Raw genomic sequence first — 18300 nt, 5'->3', positions numbered from 1 at the left:
CGGGCATCGAGTGCAAGATCGGCGGGAGCGAGGGCGGCGCGCCGGGACAGGGGAAAGGCCGCCGGCCCCCGGGTGGGGGGCGGCGGCCTTTCGCCGGGGTTGCGTCAGCGCTGGGCGGCGGGGACGTAGTCCCGCTCGGTGGCGCCGGTGTAGATCTGCCGCGGCCGACCGATCTTGGTCTCCGGGTCGTTGATCATCTCGCGCCACTGCGCGATCCAGCCGGGCAGCCGGCCGAGCGCGAACAGCACAGTGAACATCTTCGTCGGGAAGCCCATGGCCTTGTAGATCAGGCCGGTGTAGAAGTCCACGTTCGGGTAGAGCCGCCGGGACACGAAGAAGTCGTCGGCGAGCGCGATCTCCTCGAGCTGCACCGCGAGGTCCAGCAGCGGGTCCGGCTTGGCCATCCGGCCGAGCACGTCCTGGGCGGCCTTCTTCACGATGGCGGCGCGCGGGTCGTAGTTCTTGTAGACCCGGTGCCCGAAGCCCATCAGCTTCACGCCGTCCTGCTTGTCCTTCACCTTCTGCACGAAGGAGCGGACGTCGCCGCCGTCGGCCTGGATCTTCTGGAGCATCTCCAGCACGGCCTGGTTGGCGCCGCCGTGCAGCGGGCCGAACAGCGCGTTCACGCCGGCCGAGACCGAGGCGAACAGGTTGGCGTTGCTGGAGCCGACCAGCCGCACGGTCGAGGTGGAGCAGTTCTGCTCGTGGTCGGCGTGCAGGATGAACAGCATGTCCAGCACCCGGGCGACGACCGGGTCGACCTCGTACGGCTCGGCCGGTACGCCGAACGTCATCCGCAGAAAGTTCTCGACGTAGCCCAGCGAGTTGTCCGGGTACAGCAGCGGCTGCCCGATCGACTTCTTGTACGCGTACGAGGCGATGGTGGGGACCTTCGCCATCAGCCGCACCGTGGACATCTCCACGTGCTCGGAGTCGAACGGGTCCAGGCTGTCCTGGTAGAAGGTCGAGATGGCGCTGACGGCCGAGGAGAGCACGGCCATCGGGTGCGCTTCGCGGGGGAAGCCGTCGAAGAAGCGGCGCATCTCCTCGTGCAGCAGCGAGTGCCGCCGGATCCGCTCGCTGAACTCGGTGAGCTGCGTCTGGGTCGGCAGCTCGCCGTAGATCAGCAGGTAGGAGACCTCCAGGAAGGAGGACTTCTCGGCCAGCTGGTCGATCGGGTAACCCCGGTACCGCAGGATGCCGGCATCACCGTCGATGTAGGTGATGGCGGACGAGCAGGACGCGGTGTTCACGAAACCGGGGTCGTACGTGGTCATCCCGGTTTCCTTGAGCAGCTTGCTCACCCCGATCCCGGCGGGGCCCTCAACCGCGGACTGCACCGGCATCGACAGCTGCCCACCGGGGTGGTCGAGCTTGACTTCCGTCATCTGTTCCTCGCTTCGCCGGCAAGATCTTCGTTGAATTGCCTTCGCTTCTACCGTAATCACGGCGCGGAGAACACCGCTCGTCATGGTTTGAGGGTGAGGTGTGCGTCACCTGTTTCCCGGCCAGCCGGTCCGGAAACCGGATGGGAGCGCGGCCACGGGCATGTTCGGGAGGTCCGTCACGACAGCGTGAGCCGCCGCAGCGTCCCGTCGTCGCCCACCCGGTAGAGGCCGAGGCGATTGGCGCCGGCGGCGAACAGACGGTCGTCGGCGAGCAGCGCGGCGAACCGCCGCCCACCGGCGTCCGGCGGCACCACGGGCACCACCGCGCCGACGGTGCCGTTGACCGCCACGGCGAGCCGGGTACCGTCGGGTACGCCGTCCGGCACGGTGCCCCAGACCATCGCGGGCAGCCCGCCGCCGGCCGGGTCGACCGCGTCGAACGCGTCCCGGTTCGACACCGTGGCGGTCCCGCCGACCGGCACGTCACCGACGCGGGTGCCGACGAGCCGGTCGACCGGGAGCGGTGGGAGCGGGGCGGGCACGCCGCCGGTGACGGTGACCGGCTGGCCGGGGCGGTCGTAGAAGCGTTTGTCGGCCCGCTCGCGCGGCGCGGCCTTCGCCGACCGGCCGTCCATCGGCCAGGGCACCCGCATGTGCGTCTCGTCGGCGATCGTGGGCAGCAGGTCGACGTGCTCCCAGTTGCGGTCGTCCACACGTCCGGCGCGCTGGCCGGGTTCCTTGACGAACATCGGCACCCAGGCCACCTCGTTCGCGGCGTGGTCGATGGCGTCCATCCCCCGGCCCTGCCAGTCGCGGCGGAAGCTGACGCCGTGGTCGGCGGTGACCACCACCAGCGCCTTGTCGTAGAGGCCGGTGGCGCGCAGCGTCCGCAGCGTCTCGCCGATCAGCCGGTCGGTGTAGCCGAGCTGCGCCAGGTGCCGGGCGCGGGCCAGGTCGACCCAGCCGGCGCCGTCGTTCGGCAGGTCCTCCGGGGCCGCGTAGTGCGCCCCGGACGGCAGGTACGCCCACGGCGAGTGGGGCATCAGCAGGTGCAGGAAGTGCAGCGTGGGCCGGGTGTCGGGGCGCAGCCCGGCCAGGAACGAGGTGAACCGGGCCGGCTGGTTGTCGTCGAGGGTGTCCCAGCGGAACTTCGGGTCGTCCGGCACCGGCTCGGCGGCGTCCAGCCCGGCCTCGGCGGCGGTCCGCTCGCGGTAGGAGTCCTCCGGGTCGATCCGGCTGTCCATCGGCGCGGCGATCCGGCCGAGCAGCTTGCCGCTCTCCCGGACCAGCACGCCGAGCCCCTGTTCCGGGGTGGTGGCCTGTTCGCAGCGGCTCGGCGGGCAGAGCCGGGTGATGCTCTCCTCGGCCTTGATGCGGTAGAGGCCGCCGAGTGCGGTGAACAGGTTGTCCGGGTACTGCGAGTAGTGCGGTGCCACCCCCCGCTCCGGGTAGCGCCCGGTGAGCATCGCGGGAAGCGCGTAGGGCGTCCAGCCGCTGACGCCGGTGGCGTTGCGGTACCACGTCGACCCGCCGGCCAGCGCCGCGAAGTTCGGGTAGCGCTCGGCGTCGATGCGGCCGTCCGGCCCGAGCAGGGAGACCAGCGGCAGCTCGTCCAGCACGATCATGACCACCGGCGGGTGCGCGCCCGCGCCGGCCACACCGGCCGCGCCGCCCTCGCCGCGCGGCAGCACCACCGCCGAGGCGGGCGAGGCGAACAGGAACAGCCCGACGAACACCAGCGGCCCGGCGGCGGCGACCCGCAGCACCCGCCGGGGCGCCCGCCACCGCCGGTGGGCGGCCGTGCCGGCGGCTCCGGCCACACCGGCGACGACGAGCAGGGGTACGCCCCGAAGCGGTGTCAGGTGCCGGCCGACCTGGACCGCCAGCGCGGCGAGCAGCAGGCCCACGAACGCGGTGTGCACGGCGGCCCGGGTGAGGCGTCCGGCGGGCAGCGTGAGCGCGCCCAGCAGTGCGAACGGCACTGTCGGGGTGAGCGCGATCAGGGCGACAAGCAGCAGCACGTCGGCCCGGGAGGCGCGGTGGAACAGGAAGAAGTCGGGGCTGCGGCCGAGCACGTCGAGCAGCGGCTGGGTGACCACCAGCCCGACCAGCGCCACCACCTCGGCCAGCCGGGCCGCCTCGGCCCGCCACCACTGCCGGCGTTCCCGCCGGACCGGGACGGCGGCGTGGTCCCGGGGTGGCGCGAGGGTCTCCTCAGCCACCCACCACCACCTGGTAGAGCGTGCGGGTGCCGGACGGCAGCTCGGTGCGGGCGACCACCCGGCCCCGGCGGGCGAGCAACGCCTCGAAGGCGTCGCGCCGGTAGTCCGGGAACAGGCCGTCGGGCTTGTTCGCCAGGAGCCGGCGGGCCATCGGGTCGTCCGGGTGGACGAACTCCACCACCAGGCTGCCGCCGGTGGCGGTGAGCGCGGTGAGCTGGTCGAGCACCTCGGGCAGCGGCACGTTGCGCCCGATCGCGAGGTGGTGCACCACGGCCAGGGCCAGGACGATGTCCGCTCGGGCCCGGTCGGCGAACGCGGCCCGCTCGACGCCGCGCCAGCCGCCACCCGGGGACGGGTCGGCCAGGTCCATCACCAGCGGCAGGATCCGTGTCTCGCTCTCGTCGCGCAGCGCGCGGTAGAGCGTGTCGACCACCGCCGGGTCCTGCTCGACGGCGACGACGTGCGCGGCGTGCCGGGCAGCGATGCGGGCGTACCGGCCGTCGTTGGCGCCCAGGTCCAGCGCCGAGCCGCCACCGACGGCGGCCACCGCCCGGTCGACGAACTCCTCCTTGGCCTGCCGGTCCGGCACCGAGTACGCGCAGGTGCGCTGGTAGTCCGACCAGTGGCTGTCGCCGGGCCGGTGGTCGAGGCGGCGGACCAGCTTCGCCAGCCCGCGTACCGTGGCCAGCGCCAGCTCGCGGGAGAATCCGGCGGCGCGCAACTGGGCGCGGACGTCGGTGGTGCTCGCGGCGGAGTTGCGGGCCTGCATGGCGCCGTGCAGGTGCACGTGGGTGGGCACGCCGGCCCGCCAGCGCCGGGTGCCGCCGAACAGCCGGCGCATCTGGTCCGGCTCGACGCCGTCGACGCGGGCGCGCAGGAACGGCTGGAAGTCCAGCCCGAGGTGGGCCTGGATGAGCAGCGGATAGAGCAGCGTCTGGCAGAACTGCCGGTAGCCGGCCCAGGGTTCGCCGTCGCGCAGCGCCTCGAACGAGCCGACGTCGATGAAGACCGGCCGGGCGCCGCGCCACTGCACGTTGTACGCCGAGCCGTCCTTGGTGGTGAAGCCGGCTTCCAGCGCGGCGCGCAGCACGTCCAGGTGCAGCAGCGCCGCGTCGCGCAGCATGGCGTACGACCACTCGTAGGGGTGCGAGACGAACGGGATCCGCTCGTGCCGCAGCACCGTGGTCCAGGGCGCGTCGACGGGGGTCGGGGTCAGCTCCTCGGTGCCGACGATCTGCCCGGCCCTGGTGGCCTGCCGGAAGAAGTCCGTGACGGCCAGCGCCCGCCAGTCGCGGGCGGACCGCTCGTCGAGTCCGCGCAGCACCTCCTCGCCCCGGTGGAACACCCGGTTGCCGGGGTCGCGGAAGGAGCCGGGCTCGACGCGTACGCCGGTGTCGGGGATCGTCACGCCGCCGGACCCTGGTCGGAGGGCTGACGCCGGAACCGGGACACCAGACGGCGCCAGTAGAGCTTGGCGGCCACCGCCACCCCGGCCACCCCGCCGACCACCGCCTGCACGATGAGACTGCCGGATCCCGCGTCCAGGTAGGCCAGATGCGTCACGGCTGCTTTCCTTCCCTCGCCGGCCATCGGAGCACGCCCGGAATGCGACCTTTATTGCTACACGCCGGACTTGTCCCCCACCGTAACGTCTCGACGTCCGGGTGCGCGGCCACACCGGCCACTCGTCCCCCGTCCGATCCGTTCAAGACGGGCCGGGCCGGTCGCGCCTACCGTGGCCGGCATGACACCGCAGTTCGATCTGGTCGGGGCCGTGGTCACCGACATGGCCCGCACGCTCGACTTCTACCGGCGGCTGGGGCTGCCGATCCCGCCCGGCGCCGAGACGGAAGGGCACGTCGAGGTCACCCTGCCGAACGGGGTACGGCTGGCCTGGGACACGGTCGAGGTGATCCGCAGTTTCCATCCCGGGTTCGACCCGTCCGGCGGCAACAACCGGATGAGCCTGGCCTTCCGGTGCGCCGACCCGGCCGAGGTGGACCGCTGGTACGCCGAGCTGACCGGCGCCGGGCACCACGGCGAGATGCCGCCGTGGGACGCCTTCTGGGGCCAGCGGTACGCGGTCCTGCACGATCCCGACGGCAACGGCGTGGATCTGTTCGCCCCGCTGCCCGCGGCCGAGTAGGCGCGGGCCGGCTCGCGCGCGGCTTCCGGACCGGTCAGCTCGCCTGCGGGCGGCTCCGGACCGGTCAGAGCAGCCGGGTCGGCGGCACCCCGGCCAGATCCCGTACCTCGCGGGTCAGGTGGGCCTGGTCGGCGTACCCGCTGCGCACCGCCACCTCGGCGAGCGGCGCACCGGCGCGGGCCAGGTCCAGCGCGCGGCGCATCCGCAGGATGCGGGCCAGCGTCTTCGGGCCGTACCCGAAGAGGACCCGGCTGCGGCGGTGCAGGGCGCGCGGGCCGAGGCCGACCTCGGCGGCGGTCGCGGCGACGGTGGCCCCGGCGGCCAGGCGGGCGGCGACCCGCGCGCCGACCGGGTCGGGGCCGCCGGCCGCGCGCAGCCGGTCCCGGGCGACCCGGGTGAGCACCGAGGCGGCGTGGGCATCGGCGGCGCTGACGGCGTCGGGTGCGTCGCCGCGGATCGGCGCGGCCAGCGCCGCCTCGACCCGCTCGGTCACCTCGGCGGCGGCGCGGCCCCACAGGTCGGCCAGCGGTACGCGGCAGTCCCGCAGTTCCTCGGCCGGTACCCCGAACACGGCCGGGCCGGTCCCCGGCGGCAGGCGCAGCCCGATCCACCGGTCCCCCGGCGCGGACCGCGACAGGTGGGCGGTGCGGTCCGGACCCGCCACCAGCAGCCCGGACCGGCTGGACCAGAGCAGGTCGAGGCACCCGTCCGGCAGCACCCGCGTCTCGCCCTCACCGGAGACGCTGCTCCACAGAACCGCGCCCGGAACCCCCGCTGCCTCCCACTCCCGGTACACACCACAACCCTGCCACCCTCCCCGTCGATCATGAAGTTGACGGCACCGGCGCCCGGCGTGTCGCACCGCCAACCTCATGATCGACGGGGTGTTCGGGGGCCGGGTCAGGGGCGGTGGTGCATGGCCAGGCGGAGCAGGAGGAAGCGCAGGGCGGTCGCGGCCAGGTTGGCCGCGACCAGGACGGTCAGCTCCAGGGCGCGGTTCGGGGTGGTGGTGGCGTGCAACACGGCGAGGGAGCCGCTGGTCAGGGCCAGACCGAGCGCGAACGCGAGCAGCCCCTGGAGGTGGTGCCGGCCGGCGTGCCGGCGCCCGCTGACCCCGAATGTGAGCCGCCGGTTGGCCGCCGTGTTGGCCACCGCGGTGAGTAGCAGCGCCAGCAGGTTCGCCGGTTGCGCCCCGAGCGGGCCGCGGGCCAGCAGGAACAACAGCAGGTACGCGAGCGTGCTCGCCACGCCCACCGCGGCGAACCGGGCGAGCTGGCGCGGCAACCCGATCGGCACCTGCGCCGGCGGTGCCGGCAACGGCCCCCGGCCGAGCTGGGCGCGCAACTGCGCCAGCGGCAGCGCCCCGGTCACCAGCGCCCGGCCCAGCCGCCCGATACCGCGCAGGTCGGCCAGCGCGGTGGCGACGATGTCGACCCGGCTGTCCGGGTCGTCCACCCAGTCCACCGGCACCTCGTGGATGCGCAGCCCGGCCCGCTGCGCCAGCACCAGCAGCTCGGTGTCGAAGAACCAGCCGGTGTCGCGCACCAGCGGCAGCAGTTCGGCGGCCACGTCGGCGCGGATCGCCTTGAACCCGCACTGGGCGTCGGAGAAACGCGCCGCCAGCGCACCGCGCAGCAGCAGGTTGTAGCCGCGCGAGATGACCTCCCGCTTGGTGCCCCGGACCACCCGGCTGGTGCGGGCCAGCCGGGTGCCGATGGCCAGGTCCGAGTGCCCGGAGATGAGCGGCGCGACAAGCGGCAGCAGCGCGGCCAGGTCGGTGGACAGGTCCACGTCCATGTACGCGAGCACCGGCGCCGGCGACGCCGACCACGCCGCCCGCAACGCCCGCCCGCGGCCCTTCTCGTCCAGGCGCAGCACCCCCACCTCGGGCAACTCGTCGGCGAGTGCCCGGGCCACCGCCGGGGTGCCGTCCACGCTGGCGTTGTCGGCCACCGTGATCCGGAACGGGTACGGGAAGTGCGCGGTCAGGTGCGCGTGCAGCCGCCGGACGCAGGGCCCGAGGTCGGCCTCCTCGTTGTAGACCGGCACCACCACGTCGAGCACCGCGCTGTCTGCGGCGGGCCGGGCCTGCACGGCGGCCCGGGGCGCGTACGTGTCAGTCATCGCTCAGCCCTGCTTTCCGCTGCTCAGGTCGTACACGGTCACGCCGTCGACGGTGGTCGCGGTGAAGTTCTCCGCGACCCAGGCGGCGATCTCGGCCGAGGCGTTGCTGCCGCCGTTGGCCCGGAACCCGCCGCCGCCGAGGAAGTAGTGGATCCGCCCGTCCGCGACGTACCGCTGGAACTGGGCGAGCGTCGGCGACGGGTCACTGCCGTTGAACCCGCCGATCGGCATGACCGGCCGGCCGGTCGCCAGCTGGTAACCGGAGGCGTTGTTCGAGCCGACAGTCGCGGCGACCCAGGTGTAGTCGTCGGCGTCGGCGGTGAGCAGAGCGGTCATCTCGGCGCTCGGCTCGCGGGCGTCGAGCAGCCCGCCCATGCCACCGCCGCGCTGCCCCCGCCCCTCCTGCCCGGTCCCGCCGTCCTGTCCGGGGAAGCCACCCTGACCGGGGATGCCACCCGGCGTGGTGCCGTCCTGCCCGGTGCCGCCGGGTGCGCCCGGAGCCTGGCCGCCCCCCGGGAAGCCGGGGAATCCGCCGGCGTTCGCCCCGCCGTCCCGGCCGGTGCCGTTCGGTCCGCCCGGGAAGCCGGGGAACTGCCCGGTCCCGCCCGGGGGGCCACCCGGGAACTGCCCGTTCCCGGGCATCCGCCCGCCCGGTCCACCCGGGCCACCGAAGCCACCCGCTCCGGCCGGCCCGGCGCTCGGAATGGCGCCGCTGTGCGGGGTGGCAGCGGTCTGCATCGCGTACGCGGCCGGCCCGGCCAGCGCCACCGCGATCCCGGCGACGGACACCACCGGCGCGACCCACCGCACGACCCGCCCGGCGAACCCGGTCCGGTGCCCCGCCCCCGCCTCGGAGTTGACCAAGGAGTTCGCGTCACCCTGAAAGCCGTTCCCGGACACGAACTCCTTGATCACCGCCGAGACGGCCAGGAGGACGGCGGTGGTCAGGCCGACGGCCAGGACTGTGGGGCGCAGCCAGGGGTGCCAGTCGGGGGTGCGGCCGAGCAGGTGCCAGGACCACCAGGCGGTGACCGCCAAAGTGCCGGCCAGGACCAGCGTGGCGGCCAGCCGGCGCCACCGGACCGCCGCGGAGCGGGCGCGCCACAGCAGGGTGGTCCCGATGCCGACCAGCGCGCCGACCGCCGGGGCCAGGGCGACCGTGTAGTACGCGTGGAAGATCCCGGACATGAAGCTGAAGATCAGTCCGGTGACCAGCAGCCAGCCGCCCCAGAGCAGCAGACCGGCCCGGGTGCGGTCGGTACGCGGCGCCCGCCCGGCCAGCCACAGCCCCGCGACCAGCAGGATCAGCGCGGCCGGCAGCAGCCAGGAGATCTGCCCGCCGACCTCGGTGTCGAACATCCGCAGCAGCCCGGTCTGGCCGGAGAACGGTCCGCCGCCTCCCCCGCCGGGCCGCCCGCCGCCGCCGACGCTGCCCACCTCGTCGCCGGTGATGCGGCCCAGGCCGTTGTAGCCGAGCGTCAGCTCCAGGATGCTGTTGTTCTGCGAGCCGCCGATGTAGGGGCGGGCACTCGCCGGCATCAGCTCGACGATCGCCACCCACCAGCCGGCGGAGACGACCACTGCGAGCCCGGCGAGCAGCAGCCGGCGGATCCGCCGCCCGAGACCGGTCGGCGCGGCCAGCAGGTAGACCCCGGCGAAGACCGGGATCACCAGGAACGCCTGGAGCATCTTGGTGAGGAAACCGAAGCCGACGAGCACGCCGGTCAGCGCGATCCACCGGGTGCTCGCCGTCTCGACCGCGCGCACCGTGGCGTACGCGGCGGCGACGAGCAGGAACACCAGCAGCGCGTCCGGGTTGTTGAACCGGAACATCAGCGTCGCCACCGGGGTGAGCGCGAGCACCGCACCGGCGAGCAGTCCGGCGGCCGGGCCGTACCAGCGGCGGACCGTCGCGTACAGCACGCCGACGGAGGCGACGCCGAGCAGCGCCTGCGGCACGAGGATCGACCAGCCGCTCAGGCCGAAGATGCGCACCGAGAGCGCCATCAGCCACAGCGAGGCGGGGGTCTTGTCCACCGTGATCGAGTTGGCCGCGTCGGACGAGCCGTAGAAGAACGCCGTCCAGCTCTGCGACCCGGCCTGCACGGCGGCCGAGTAGAACGCGTTGGCCCAGCCGGAGGCGCCCAGACCCCACAGGTAGAGCAGCGCGGTCACGGCCAGCAGGCCGAGCAGGGCGGGCCGGGCCCAGCGCGGATCGCGGCCGGTGCGGATCTCCAGAGGTACGGACGCGGGGGCCGGCTCGGTGCCGGGTGACGCGGCCGTGGGCACGGTCGGCAGGCTGTCGGTTCGGTTCATGCCGGCAAGACTCGGCGGGCCCGCTGGCCCGCTCCCGTGAACGGCCTATGCGTCGGCTGTGGATCCGGGCAGCCAGACCGTGAACGCGGTACGGCCGGGCCGGCTGATCACGTCGACCCGGCCGTGGTGTGCCTCCACCACGGCGGCGACGATGGCCAGTCCCAGGCCGGTGCTGCCCTGGGCGCGGGAGCGGGAGGTGTCGCCGCGCGCGAACCGCTCGAAGACCTCCGGCTGCAACTGCTCCGGGATGCCCGGCCCGTCGTCGGTGACGCGCAGTTCGACGCCGTCGGGCGCCGGTGCGAGCCGGACCGTGACTGTGGTGCCGGCCGGGGTGTGCACCCGTGCGTTCGCCAGCAGGTTCGCCAGCACCTGGTGCAGCCGGTGGGCGTCACCGGTGACGGTGAGCGGCTCGTCGGGCAGGTCGAGTTGCCAGCGGTGGTCCGGACCGGCGACGTGCGCGTCGCTGACCGCGTTCACCGACATGGCGGTCAGATCGACCGGCTCGGCGGTGAGCGGGCGGCCGGAGTCCAGCCGGGCCAGCAGCAGCAGGTCGTCGACGAGGCTGGTCATCCGGGTGCTCTCCGACTCGACGCGGCGCAGCGCGTGCGCCACGTCGGGCGGCACCTCCTGGCGGCCCCGGCGGGCCACCTCGGCGTACCCGCGGATGGCCGCGAGGGGGGTGCGCAGCTCGTGGCTGGCGTCGGCGACGAACTGGCGTACCCGGGTCTCGCTGGCCTGCCGGGCGGCGAGCGCGGCGGCGACGTGGCCGAGCATCCGGTTGAGCGCGCCGCCGACCTGCCCGACCTCGGTGCGGGGGTCGGTGTCGGCGGCCGGTACCCGCACGGACAGGGCGACCTCGCCACGGTCGAGCGGCAGTTCGGTGACCCGGGCGGCGGTGGCCGCGACGCGGTTGAGCGGGCGCAGCGTGACCCGGACGATGAGCAGACCGAGGGCGCCGGCGATGACCAGGCCGGCGCCGATCACCCCGGCCTGCGCGACGATCATCCACATGACTGTGTCGTCCACCTGGGCCAGCGGGATCGCGAGGACCAGCACGTCGCCGTCGCCGCGCGGCGAGGGCAGCGCGATCGCGCGGTAGTCCCCCCGGTCCCCGACGACGACGGTGCGCGGGCGGTCGCCGACGGGTACGCGGGCCAGCGCGGTCAGGTCGGCGGCGGGCACCTCTTCGCTGCCGCCGCTCTCGGACCGGACCCGGCCGACGGGTTCGGCGGCGGCGGGCACCCGGACCGCGATGGAGCCGGGCGGGAAGCCGCCCGGGGGGTCCGGCGCGACCTCGTCGGAGTCCGGCGGGGTGGGCCGCTGATCCGGGCGCGGCGGGTCGATGCCGCGCCGGGCCCAGCGTTCGAAGTCGGCGGGCCGACGGTCGCCGAAGGTGAGCTGGTTGTCGATCTGGTCGGTCAGGAAGTGCCGCAGCGCCACTGTGGTCAGGCCGCCGATGCCGAGGCTGACCAGCGCGAGCAGCGCCACCACGGAGAGCACGAGCCGGCGGCGCAGCGACCAGCCGGCCAGGCGGCGGCGCAGCCGGCCACGGCTGTCACTCGGCGGGCTTGAGGACATAACCCGCCCCGCGCAATGTGTGGATCATGGGCGCGCGGCCCGCGTCGATCTTCTTGCGCAGGTACGAGATGTACAGCTCGACCACGTTGGCCTGGCCGCCGAAGTCGTAGTTCCACACCCGGTCGAGGATCTGCGCCTTGCTGAGCACGCGGCGCGGGTTGCGCATGAGGTAGCGCAGCAGCTCGAACTCGGTGGCGGTGAGCGTGATCAGGTCGTTGCCGCGGCGTACCTCGTGACTGTCCTCGTCGAGGGTGAGGTCGCCGACGGTGAGCACCGCCTCCTGGCGGGCGGCGACCGCGAAGCCGGAGCGGCGCAGCAGCGCGCGCAGCCGGGCGATCACCTCCTCCAGGCTGAACGGCTTGGTGACGTAGTCGTCGCCGCCGACGGTGAGCCCGGCGACGCGTTCCTCCACGGCGTCGCGGGCGGTGAGGAACAGCACCGGCACGCTCGGGGACTCCTCGCGCAGGCGGCGCAGCACCTGGAAGCCGTCCAGGTCGGGCAGCATCACGTCGAGCACCACGGCGTCCGGGCGGAACTGGCGGGCGGTGGTGACCGCCGCCATGCCGCTGCCGGCGGTGGCGACCTGCCAGCCCTCGTACCGCAGGGCCATCGAGAGCAGGTCGGTGAGCGTCGGCTCGTCGTCGACGACGAGCACCCGCACCGGTTCGCCGTCCGGGCGGCGCAGCTCGATGCGGCCCTGCGCGGACTGCGCGTTCATGACCATGCCCCCATCGTGGGCGGGCCCGCTGTCGCCGGGCTGTCCCGATCCTGTGTACCAGCTGTGCGCGCCGTACGGTGCCGTTCCGGGCAGGTCCGGCGAGGTCTTCCGCACCCGGGCTACCCGGTGGTAACTTCCCGGCATGTCCATCGACGGTCGTTTTTCCGGCCGGCTGGCCGGCAAGGTGGTGCTGGTGACCGGCGCGGCCCGGGGCATCGGCGAGCACACCGCCCGCCTCGCCGCCGCACGCGGCGCCCGGTTGTCCCTCGTCGGGCTGGAACCCGACCGGCTCGCCGCGCTCGCCGCCGAGCTGGGCCCGGGGCACGCCTGGTTCGCCGCCGACGTCACCGACCAGCAGGCGCTGGCCGAGGCGGTCGACGGCACCGTGGCAGCGCTGGGCGGGATCGACGCGGTGGTCGCGAACGCCGGGGTCGCCAACCGCGGCACGATCGCCGTCGGCGACGTCGAGGCGCTGGTGCGTACCGTCGAGGTCAACCTGATCGGGGTCATGCGCACGGCGGCGGCGACCGTGCCGGCGCTCGTGGACCGGGGCGGCTACCTGCTGATCGTCTCCTCGGCCGCGGCGTTCGCCGCGCTGCCCGGCATGGCCGCCTACTGCGCGTCGAAGGCGGGCGTCGAGCAGTTCGGCAACGCGATCCGCCTCGAACTGGCGCACCGGGGCGTGGCGGTGGGCACCGCACATCCGTCGTGGGTGGACACCGACCTGGTTCGCGAGGCGCGCGCCGACCTGCCGGCTTTCTCCACGGCGCTGGCGAAGCTGCCCTGGCCGCTGCGGCGCACCACCACGGTGGCCGAGTGCGCCGAGGCGTTCGTCCGGGCGATCGAGCGCCGCAGCCGCCGGGTGTACGTGCCGCGCGCCGTGGCCGGCGTGCAAGCGATGCGATCGGTGCTGGTCAGCCCGCTGGCCGACCGGCTGGTGGGGCGCACCGCACGGGCCACCGTCCCGCTGATCGAGGAGCAGTCCCGGGCGCTGGGCCGGGGCTTCGGCGCCAGCACGCCGCAGGGGCGACCGTGACCGCGCCGGTGGACGTCGTCTACGAGCGGCGGGGCGCCGGGCCCACGCTGGTGCTGCTGCACGGCATCGGCCACCACGGCGGCGCCTGGCGGCCGGTGCTGGACCGCCTCGCCGAGGCGCACGACGTGATAGCCGTCGACCTGCCCGGCTTCGGCCGCTCCCCGGTGCCCGCCGCCGGGCTGCCCGCCGACATGCCCGGCCTGGCCGTGGCCATGGTCGAGCTGTTCGCCGCGTTCGGGCTGGAACGCCCGCACGTCGCGGGCAACAGCCTGGGCGGGGCGATCGCGCTGGAGCTGGCCGCGCTCGGCGCGGTCTCGTCGGCCACCGCGCTGTCGCCGGCCGGGTTCTGCACCGCGCGTGAGCTGCGCTGGGCGCTGACCGTGCTGTCCCTGCACCGCAACGCGGCCCGGCTGCCCGAACCGGTGCTGCGCCGCCTGTTCGCCGCGCCCGCGCTGCGGATGCTGGCGATGGGCATGATCCTGGCCCGGCCCAACCGGATGGCCCTCGACGACGCGCTCGCCGACGCCCGCGCGCTGCGCCAGGCGCGGGCGTTCCGCGCCGTCGCCCGCGCCGGACGGGGGTACGCCTACGCGGGCGCGCCGACGGTGCCGGTCACAGTGGCCTGGGGTACGCGGGACCGGATCCTGCCCTACCGGCAGGCGGCGCTGGCGCGTACCCGGCTGCCCGCCGCACGGCACCTGGACCTGCCCGGCTGCGGGCACGTGCCGATGCACGACGACCCGGAGCTGGTCGCCTCGGTCATCCTCGGCACCACCGGCGTCCGGCCGGCCTGACGCGGCGCGCCCGGCCGCTCCCGGGCCTCACTCGGTCGCGCCGAACGGGAACGTGTGCACGTACCGCATCGTCCAGCCACCGGGCGACGCGTGGTCGTCGCGCTCGTAGAGGTGGTCGGCGATGCCCTCGGCCGGTTCCTCCGGATGACGCAGCACCCACCGGAGCGGCGGCGCGCCGTCCGGCCCGGCCGGCAGCTCCCGGGTCAGCTCGTCGGCCGGTCCGCCGACGAACCGTACGCGCACCACGGTCACCACTGCCCCCGTTCCTCGACGCCCCCGCCGCGAAGCTACCCCGCCGCGGCGCCGCCCCTCGGCGGTTTGCACAGCTCCGGGGCCGGGTAGCGGGACCGGAGGGCACCGGACGAGGCGAGGAGTGGGTGATGCGGACGCTGGGCGGGCGGTACGAGCTCGAACAGCGAGCCGGCCTGGGCGGCATGTCGGAGGTGTGGCGCGCGCACGACCGCGTGCTGGACCGGACCGTCGCGGTGAAGCTCATCTCCCCCGCGCTCGACGGCGACGCCGGCTCGGTGGACCGGATCCGGGCCGAGGCGCGCTCGGCGGCGCGGCTGGTGCACCCGAACGTCGCCAGCGTGCACGACTTCGGCACCGCGACGCTGCCGGACGGGCGGCCGGTGCCGTACATCGTGATGGAGCTGGCCGAGGGCGAGACGCTCGCCGCGCACCTGCGCAGCGGGCCGCTGGACTGGCGGATCGCGGTCCGGGTCTGCGCCGAGGTGTGCGCCGCGCTCGCCGCCGCGCACGCGCACGGCATCGTGCACCGGGACGTGAAGCCCGCGAACGTGATCCTCACCCCGTGCGGGGTGAAGGTGCTCGACTTCGGCATCGCCACCCCGGCCGGGGCACCGGACCACACTCCGGACGGCGTGGTGGTGGGCACCCCGGCGTACCTGGCGCCGGAGCAGCTCGACCGGCGGCCGGTCACGCCGGCCGCCGACATGTACGCGCTCGGCGTGCTGCTGTTCTACTGCCTCACCGGCGAGCTGCCGTACGAGGCCGGCAGCACCACCCAGCTGCTCGGGTCGCGCCGCCGCCGGCCGCCCCGCCCCCTGCCCGAGGTGCCCGGGCTGCCCGCCGAGGTGGCCGAGCTGTGCCGGCGCTGCCTCGACGCCGACCCGTCCGCCCGGCCGACCAGCCCGATGGCCGCGCTGCTGCTGGCCGAGGCGGTGGACGCCCGGGTCTACGTACCGATGACCGCGACGCTGCCCCGGCAGCGCGAACCGCAGGTGTCGCCGTGGACCAGCCGGGCCGCCGCCGAGGCCACCGAGGCGATGGCCGTCGACGCCGCGACCAGCGGCCGGGTCGGCTGAGCGCTCCTACTGCCCGCCCGGGCACGGTTTCGCCGCTGCGGGTCCGGGAACGCGGTCCGGTGAGTGACGGGAGGAACGCGATGCCGGATCCGAGTTCCTGGCTGGCCGAGACGGCCACGGCGACCGCGGCGGGCGGTCACGTACGCACCGACGACGGCGGGCTCTCCTCCGCCCTGGCGTCCCCGCTGGCGCCGCACTGCACCGGCCTGACGCCGGAGCAGCTCCTGGCCGCGGCGTTCGCCTCCTGCCTGCACCACGCGGCGGTGGAGGCGGCCGGGGAGATCACCGACGAGGCGCACACCGTGCAGGTGACCGCCGAGGCGAAACTGGGCCGCGACGACGACGGCCGCTACCGGGCCGACGTGCACGCCGAGATCTCCTCGGCGGGACTGACCCGGGATCAGCTGGCCGACCTGGTCGCGTACGCCGACCGGTTGTGGCCGTTCTCCAGCGGCGACCCGAGCCGGCACCGGCTCACCGTGACCCCGGCGGAGAACGGCCGGCACTGAGCGTTCACCAGCGGAAGCCGGCCGTCACCGCGCGGTGGTCGCTGTCCGGGGTGTGCAGCACCCCGGCGGTGGTCGGCGTGAGGCCCCGGTAGAGGACGTGGTCCGGGCGGGTGACCGGTAGCTCCGCCGGCCAGGTGAAGCCGAATCCCTGCCCGGCCTCGGCCTGCGCGTCGCCGAGCAGCCGGGTCAGCGGGTCGAAGACGCGGTCGGTGGTGGCGGTGTTCAGGTCGCCGAGCACCACCAGCCGGTCGGCCGGGTCGGCGCGCACGGCGTCGGCCAGCGCGGCCACGGTCTGGTCCCGGGTGGCGGTGTGGCCGGCCCGGGCGGAGCCGAGGTGGACCACGTACACGGTCAGGTCGCCCCGGGGCGCGGCCACCACGGCCCGCAGCGCGCGGTCCCAGCCCAGCCCGGTGTCCACGCCGTGCGCCTCGCGGATCGGCCACCGGCTCCACAGCGCGACTGTCGACACGACCGCCCGGTGCGGGTAGCGCTCGGCCAGCACCGGCGCCACCCGGCCGCCGTCGGCGACCTCCTGAAGGCCGATCAGGTCCGGGGCGTCGCCGGTCAGCGCGCCGACGGTGGCGGCCGGGTCGGGGTTGCTCACGCGCAGGTTCTGGCTGACCACCCGGACCGTGGCGCCGTCCGCGCCGGCGGCCGGGGGCAGCCAGGCGCGTCCGTACAGTCCGGCCCAGATCAGGGCCGGTAGCAGCACCGCCAGCAGCGCGGGCCGGGAGCGGCGCAGCAGCGCCGCCAGCGCGAGCAGCGGTACGGCGATCCCGAGCAGCGGGGTGACGCTGTCCACCAGGCTGCCCAGGCCGTGGACGTTGGGCACCAGCCGGTGCCCGGCGAGCAGCAGCGCGAGCAGCACGGCGCAGACGACGACGAGCGTGCCGCGCCGGCTGCGGGGGCCGCTCGGGCGCTCGTCGACCATCCGCTCCGTCACCGTGGGAATCGTATCGAGCGCCCGGGCCGCCGCGCGGCGGCCTCGCCATGATCCACAGGGCGCAGGCGCGGAGTGTCCGATAGCGAGGCGTCGATCCCGGCGGGTCGGTGGACCGCCGCCCCGCGCAGGCTTTCCGACCAGGGCACCCTCCGCCGAACGGAGGATCCCGGAGTACGCCTCCACCGGCTCGGTCTGACGTCCGTTTCGCACCGTCGAAACCGACATAGGCATTCTTCCGGGTAGGCGAGGTTGGTGGTTTTCATGATCCAACACCCCTAATGCGGCCCGCGAATCCGGCAGATTGTGGCGCATGCCACCAATCACCCCGATGGCAAAGGCCCGGAAGCTTTCTAGCCTCGGCGGGTGCATCCCGACGACTCCGATCATCAGCCGCTGCCCGCCAACCGCCCGGTTCGCCGAACGATTGACCCGGCATCAGCCGAACGGAGAGTGGGGCGTCACCGCGCCCCGGAACCGCCGCGACGCGGCCCGGCCCGGACCGTACCCGGCCGGATCGCTGTCGCCACCGGCGTCACCTGCTGCCTCGGCCTGATCGGCGTGGCAGGCGTCGGCGAGACCGGCCCGGCGCACCTGGAGGTACGCGAGGCGGTCGCCGACCGGGCCGCCGCCGACCAGCGCGCCTCCCGCGACTTCACCCGGATCGCGCCGCCCGCCGCCGCGGCCCTGCCGCCGCCGGTTCCCACGCCCAGCGCCACCCCGGCGACGAAGAAGCCGCCGCGCAAGCCCGCGCCGCCCAAGCGCCCCCGGCCGGTCGCCGGCCTGGACCAGCGGCAGATGGACAACGCCAAGGCCATCGTCGACGTGGGGCGGGAGATGAAGATGCCCCGCCGGGCCCTGGTCGTCGCCGTCGCCACCGCCATGCAGGAGAGCGACCTCTACAACCTGGCCAGCGACGTACTGCCGGAGTCCTTCGACTACCCGCACCAGGGCAGCGGCTCCGACCACGACTCGGTCGGGCTGTTCCAGCAGCGGCCCAGCAGCGGCTGGGGCACCGTCGCCCAGCTCATGCGGCCGGCGTACGCGGCCCGGGCCTTCTACGCCGCGCTGCGCGAGGTGCCCGGCTGGGCGGACATGAGCGTCACCGCCGCGGCCCAGGCGGTGCAGGTGTCCGCCTACCCCGACGCGTACGCCCGGCACGAGAAGCGCGCCACGACCGTGGTGGCGACGCTGGTCTGAC

The 18300-nt window shown here is 74.8% G+C and carries 17 protein-coding genes; 6 read left to right on the top strand and 11 right to left on the bottom strand.

Annotated elements, in window-relative coordinates; genetic code table 11:
- Nucleotides 1–104: 104 nt before the first annotated feature.
- From O7546_RS12690 to O7546_RS12675, 4 genes are all read right to left on the bottom strand, one after another.
- Entirely contained in the window at nt 105–1388 is a 1284-nt protein-coding gene (locus O7546_RS12690) for a citrate synthase (RefSeq protein ID WP_194801668.1), read from the bottom strand.
- A 176-nt stretch (nt 1389–1564) separates the two neighbouring features.
- On the bottom strand, nt 1565–3610 hold the full coding sequence (locus tag O7546_RS12685; protein WP_281600953.1) for a sulfatase-like hydrolase/transferase: 2046 nt from the start codon (nt 3608–3610) through the stop codon (nt 1565–1567).
- Entirely contained in the window at nt 3603–5018 is a 1416-nt protein-coding gene (locus tag O7546_RS12680) for a methyltransferase domain-containing protein (RefSeq protein WP_281600952.1), read from the bottom strand. Before O7546_RS12680 ends, O7546_RS12685 begins: the two co-directional genes overlap by 8 nt.
- Nucleotides 5015–5173 (bottom strand): hypothetical protein, encoded by a 159-nt coding sequence (locus O7546_RS12675; protein ID WP_013286005.1) that lies wholly within the window; start codon nt 5171–5173, stop codon nt 5015–5017. Before O7546_RS12675 ends, O7546_RS12680 begins: the two co-directional genes overlap by 4 nt.
- A 181-nt stretch (nt 5174–5354) precedes the next feature.
- Here O7546_RS12675 and O7546_RS12670 point away from each other — a divergent pair, with 181 nt between their 5' ends.
- Entirely contained in the window at nt 5355–5756 is a 402-nt protein-coding gene (locus O7546_RS12670; RefSeq protein ID WP_194801671.1) for a VOC family protein, read from the top strand.
- Between the two features lie 64 nt (nt 5757–5820).
- On the opposite strand, the gene O7546_RS12665 is transcribed toward O7546_RS12670, so the two are convergent.
- The 5 genes from O7546_RS12665 to O7546_RS12645 form a co-directional block, all read right to left on the bottom strand.
- On the bottom strand, nt 5821–6552 hold the full coding sequence (locus O7546_RS12665; protein ID WP_281600951.1) for a helix-turn-helix domain-containing protein: 732 nt from the start codon (nt 6550–6552) through the stop codon (nt 5821–5823).
- A 104-nt stretch (nt 6553–6656) separates the two neighbouring features.
- The gene (locus tag O7546_RS12660) at nt 6657–7880 is read right to left on the bottom strand and encodes a dolichyl-phosphate beta-glucosyltransferase (RefSeq protein WP_269696856.1); all 1224 of its coding nucleotides are present in this window, start codon (nt 7878–7880) and stop codon (nt 6657–6659) included.
- Between the two features lie 3 nt (nt 7881–7883).
- Nucleotides 7884–10196: a glycosyltransferase family 39 protein gene (locus O7546_RS12655; RefSeq protein ID WP_281600950.1), complete on the bottom strand. Its 2313-nt coding sequence runs from the start codon at nt 10194–10196 to the stop codon at nt 7884–7886.
- Between the two features lie 45 nt (nt 10197–10241).
- Nucleotides 10242–11774 (bottom strand): ATP-binding protein, encoded by a 1533-nt coding sequence (locus tag O7546_RS12650; protein ID WP_269696854.1) that lies wholly within the window; start codon nt 11772–11774, stop codon nt 10242–10244.
- Nucleotides 11752–12492, bottom strand: a complete 741-nt coding sequence (locus O7546_RS12645; protein ID WP_194801790.1) for a response regulator transcription factor — start codon at nt 12490–12492, stop codon at nt 11752–11754. Before O7546_RS12645 ends, O7546_RS12650 begins: the two co-directional genes overlap by 23 nt.
- Nucleotides 12493–12634: 142 nt before the next feature.
- Here O7546_RS12645 and O7546_RS12640 point away from each other — a divergent pair, with 142 nt between their 5' ends.
- Together O7546_RS12640 and O7546_RS12635 are read left to right on the top strand one after the other, a co-directional pair.
- The gene (locus tag O7546_RS12640; protein ID WP_194801676.1) at nt 12635–13528 is read left to right on the top strand and encodes an SDR family oxidoreductase; all 894 of its coding nucleotides are present in this window, start codon (nt 12635–12637) and stop codon (nt 13526–13528) included.
- On the top strand, nt 13525–14322 hold the full coding sequence (locus O7546_RS12635) for an alpha/beta fold hydrolase (RefSeq protein ID WP_194801677.1): 798 nt from the start codon (nt 13525–13527) through the stop codon (nt 14320–14322). The genes O7546_RS12640 and O7546_RS12635 overlap by 4 nt, the downstream gene beginning before the upstream one ends.
- Nucleotides 14323–14349: 27 nt before the next feature.
- Here the strand turns inward: O7546_RS12635 and O7546_RS12630 are convergent, their stop codons facing one another.
- Entirely contained in the window at nt 14350–14574 is a 225-nt protein-coding gene (locus tag O7546_RS12630) for a hypothetical protein (RefSeq protein WP_194801678.1), read from the bottom strand.
- 128 nt (nt 14575–14702) lie between these two features.
- On the opposite strand from O7546_RS12630, the gene O7546_RS12625 reads away from it, so the two are divergent.
- Nucleotides 14703–15650, top strand: coding sequence for a serine/threonine-protein kinase (locus O7546_RS12625; protein WP_269696853.1), 948 nt, complete (start codon nt 14703–14705; stop codon nt 15648–15650).
- 80 nt (nt 15651–15730) lie between these two features.
- Nucleotides 15731–16159, top strand: coding sequence for an OsmC family protein (locus tag O7546_RS12620; RefSeq protein WP_013285994.1), 429 nt, complete (start codon nt 15731–15733; stop codon nt 16157–16159).
- A 4-nt stretch (nt 16160–16163) separates the two neighbouring features.
- On the opposite strand, the gene O7546_RS12615 is transcribed toward O7546_RS12620, so the two are convergent.
- Nucleotides 16164–17102, bottom strand: coding sequence for an endonuclease/exonuclease/phosphatase family protein (locus O7546_RS12615; RefSeq protein ID WP_269696852.1), 939 nt, complete (start codon nt 17100–17102; stop codon nt 16164–16166).
- Between the two features lie 450 nt (nt 17103–17552).
- On the opposite strand from O7546_RS12615, the gene O7546_RS12610 reads away from it, so the two are divergent.
- Nucleotides 17553–18299, top strand: a complete 747-nt coding sequence (locus O7546_RS12610) for a hypothetical protein (protein WP_281600949.1) — start codon at nt 17553–17555, stop codon at nt 18297–18299.
- Nucleotide 18300: the final 1 nt, after the last annotated feature.

Source organism: Micromonospora sp. WMMA1976, from assembly GCF_027497335.1.
Taxonomy (GTDB): Bacteria; Actinomycetota; Actinomycetes; order Mycobacteriales; family Micromonosporaceae; genus Micromonospora; species Micromonospora aurantiaca.
Note: the sequence above shows the minus strand (reverse complement) of the source record. Positions and strands in the feature narration are given on the sequence as shown.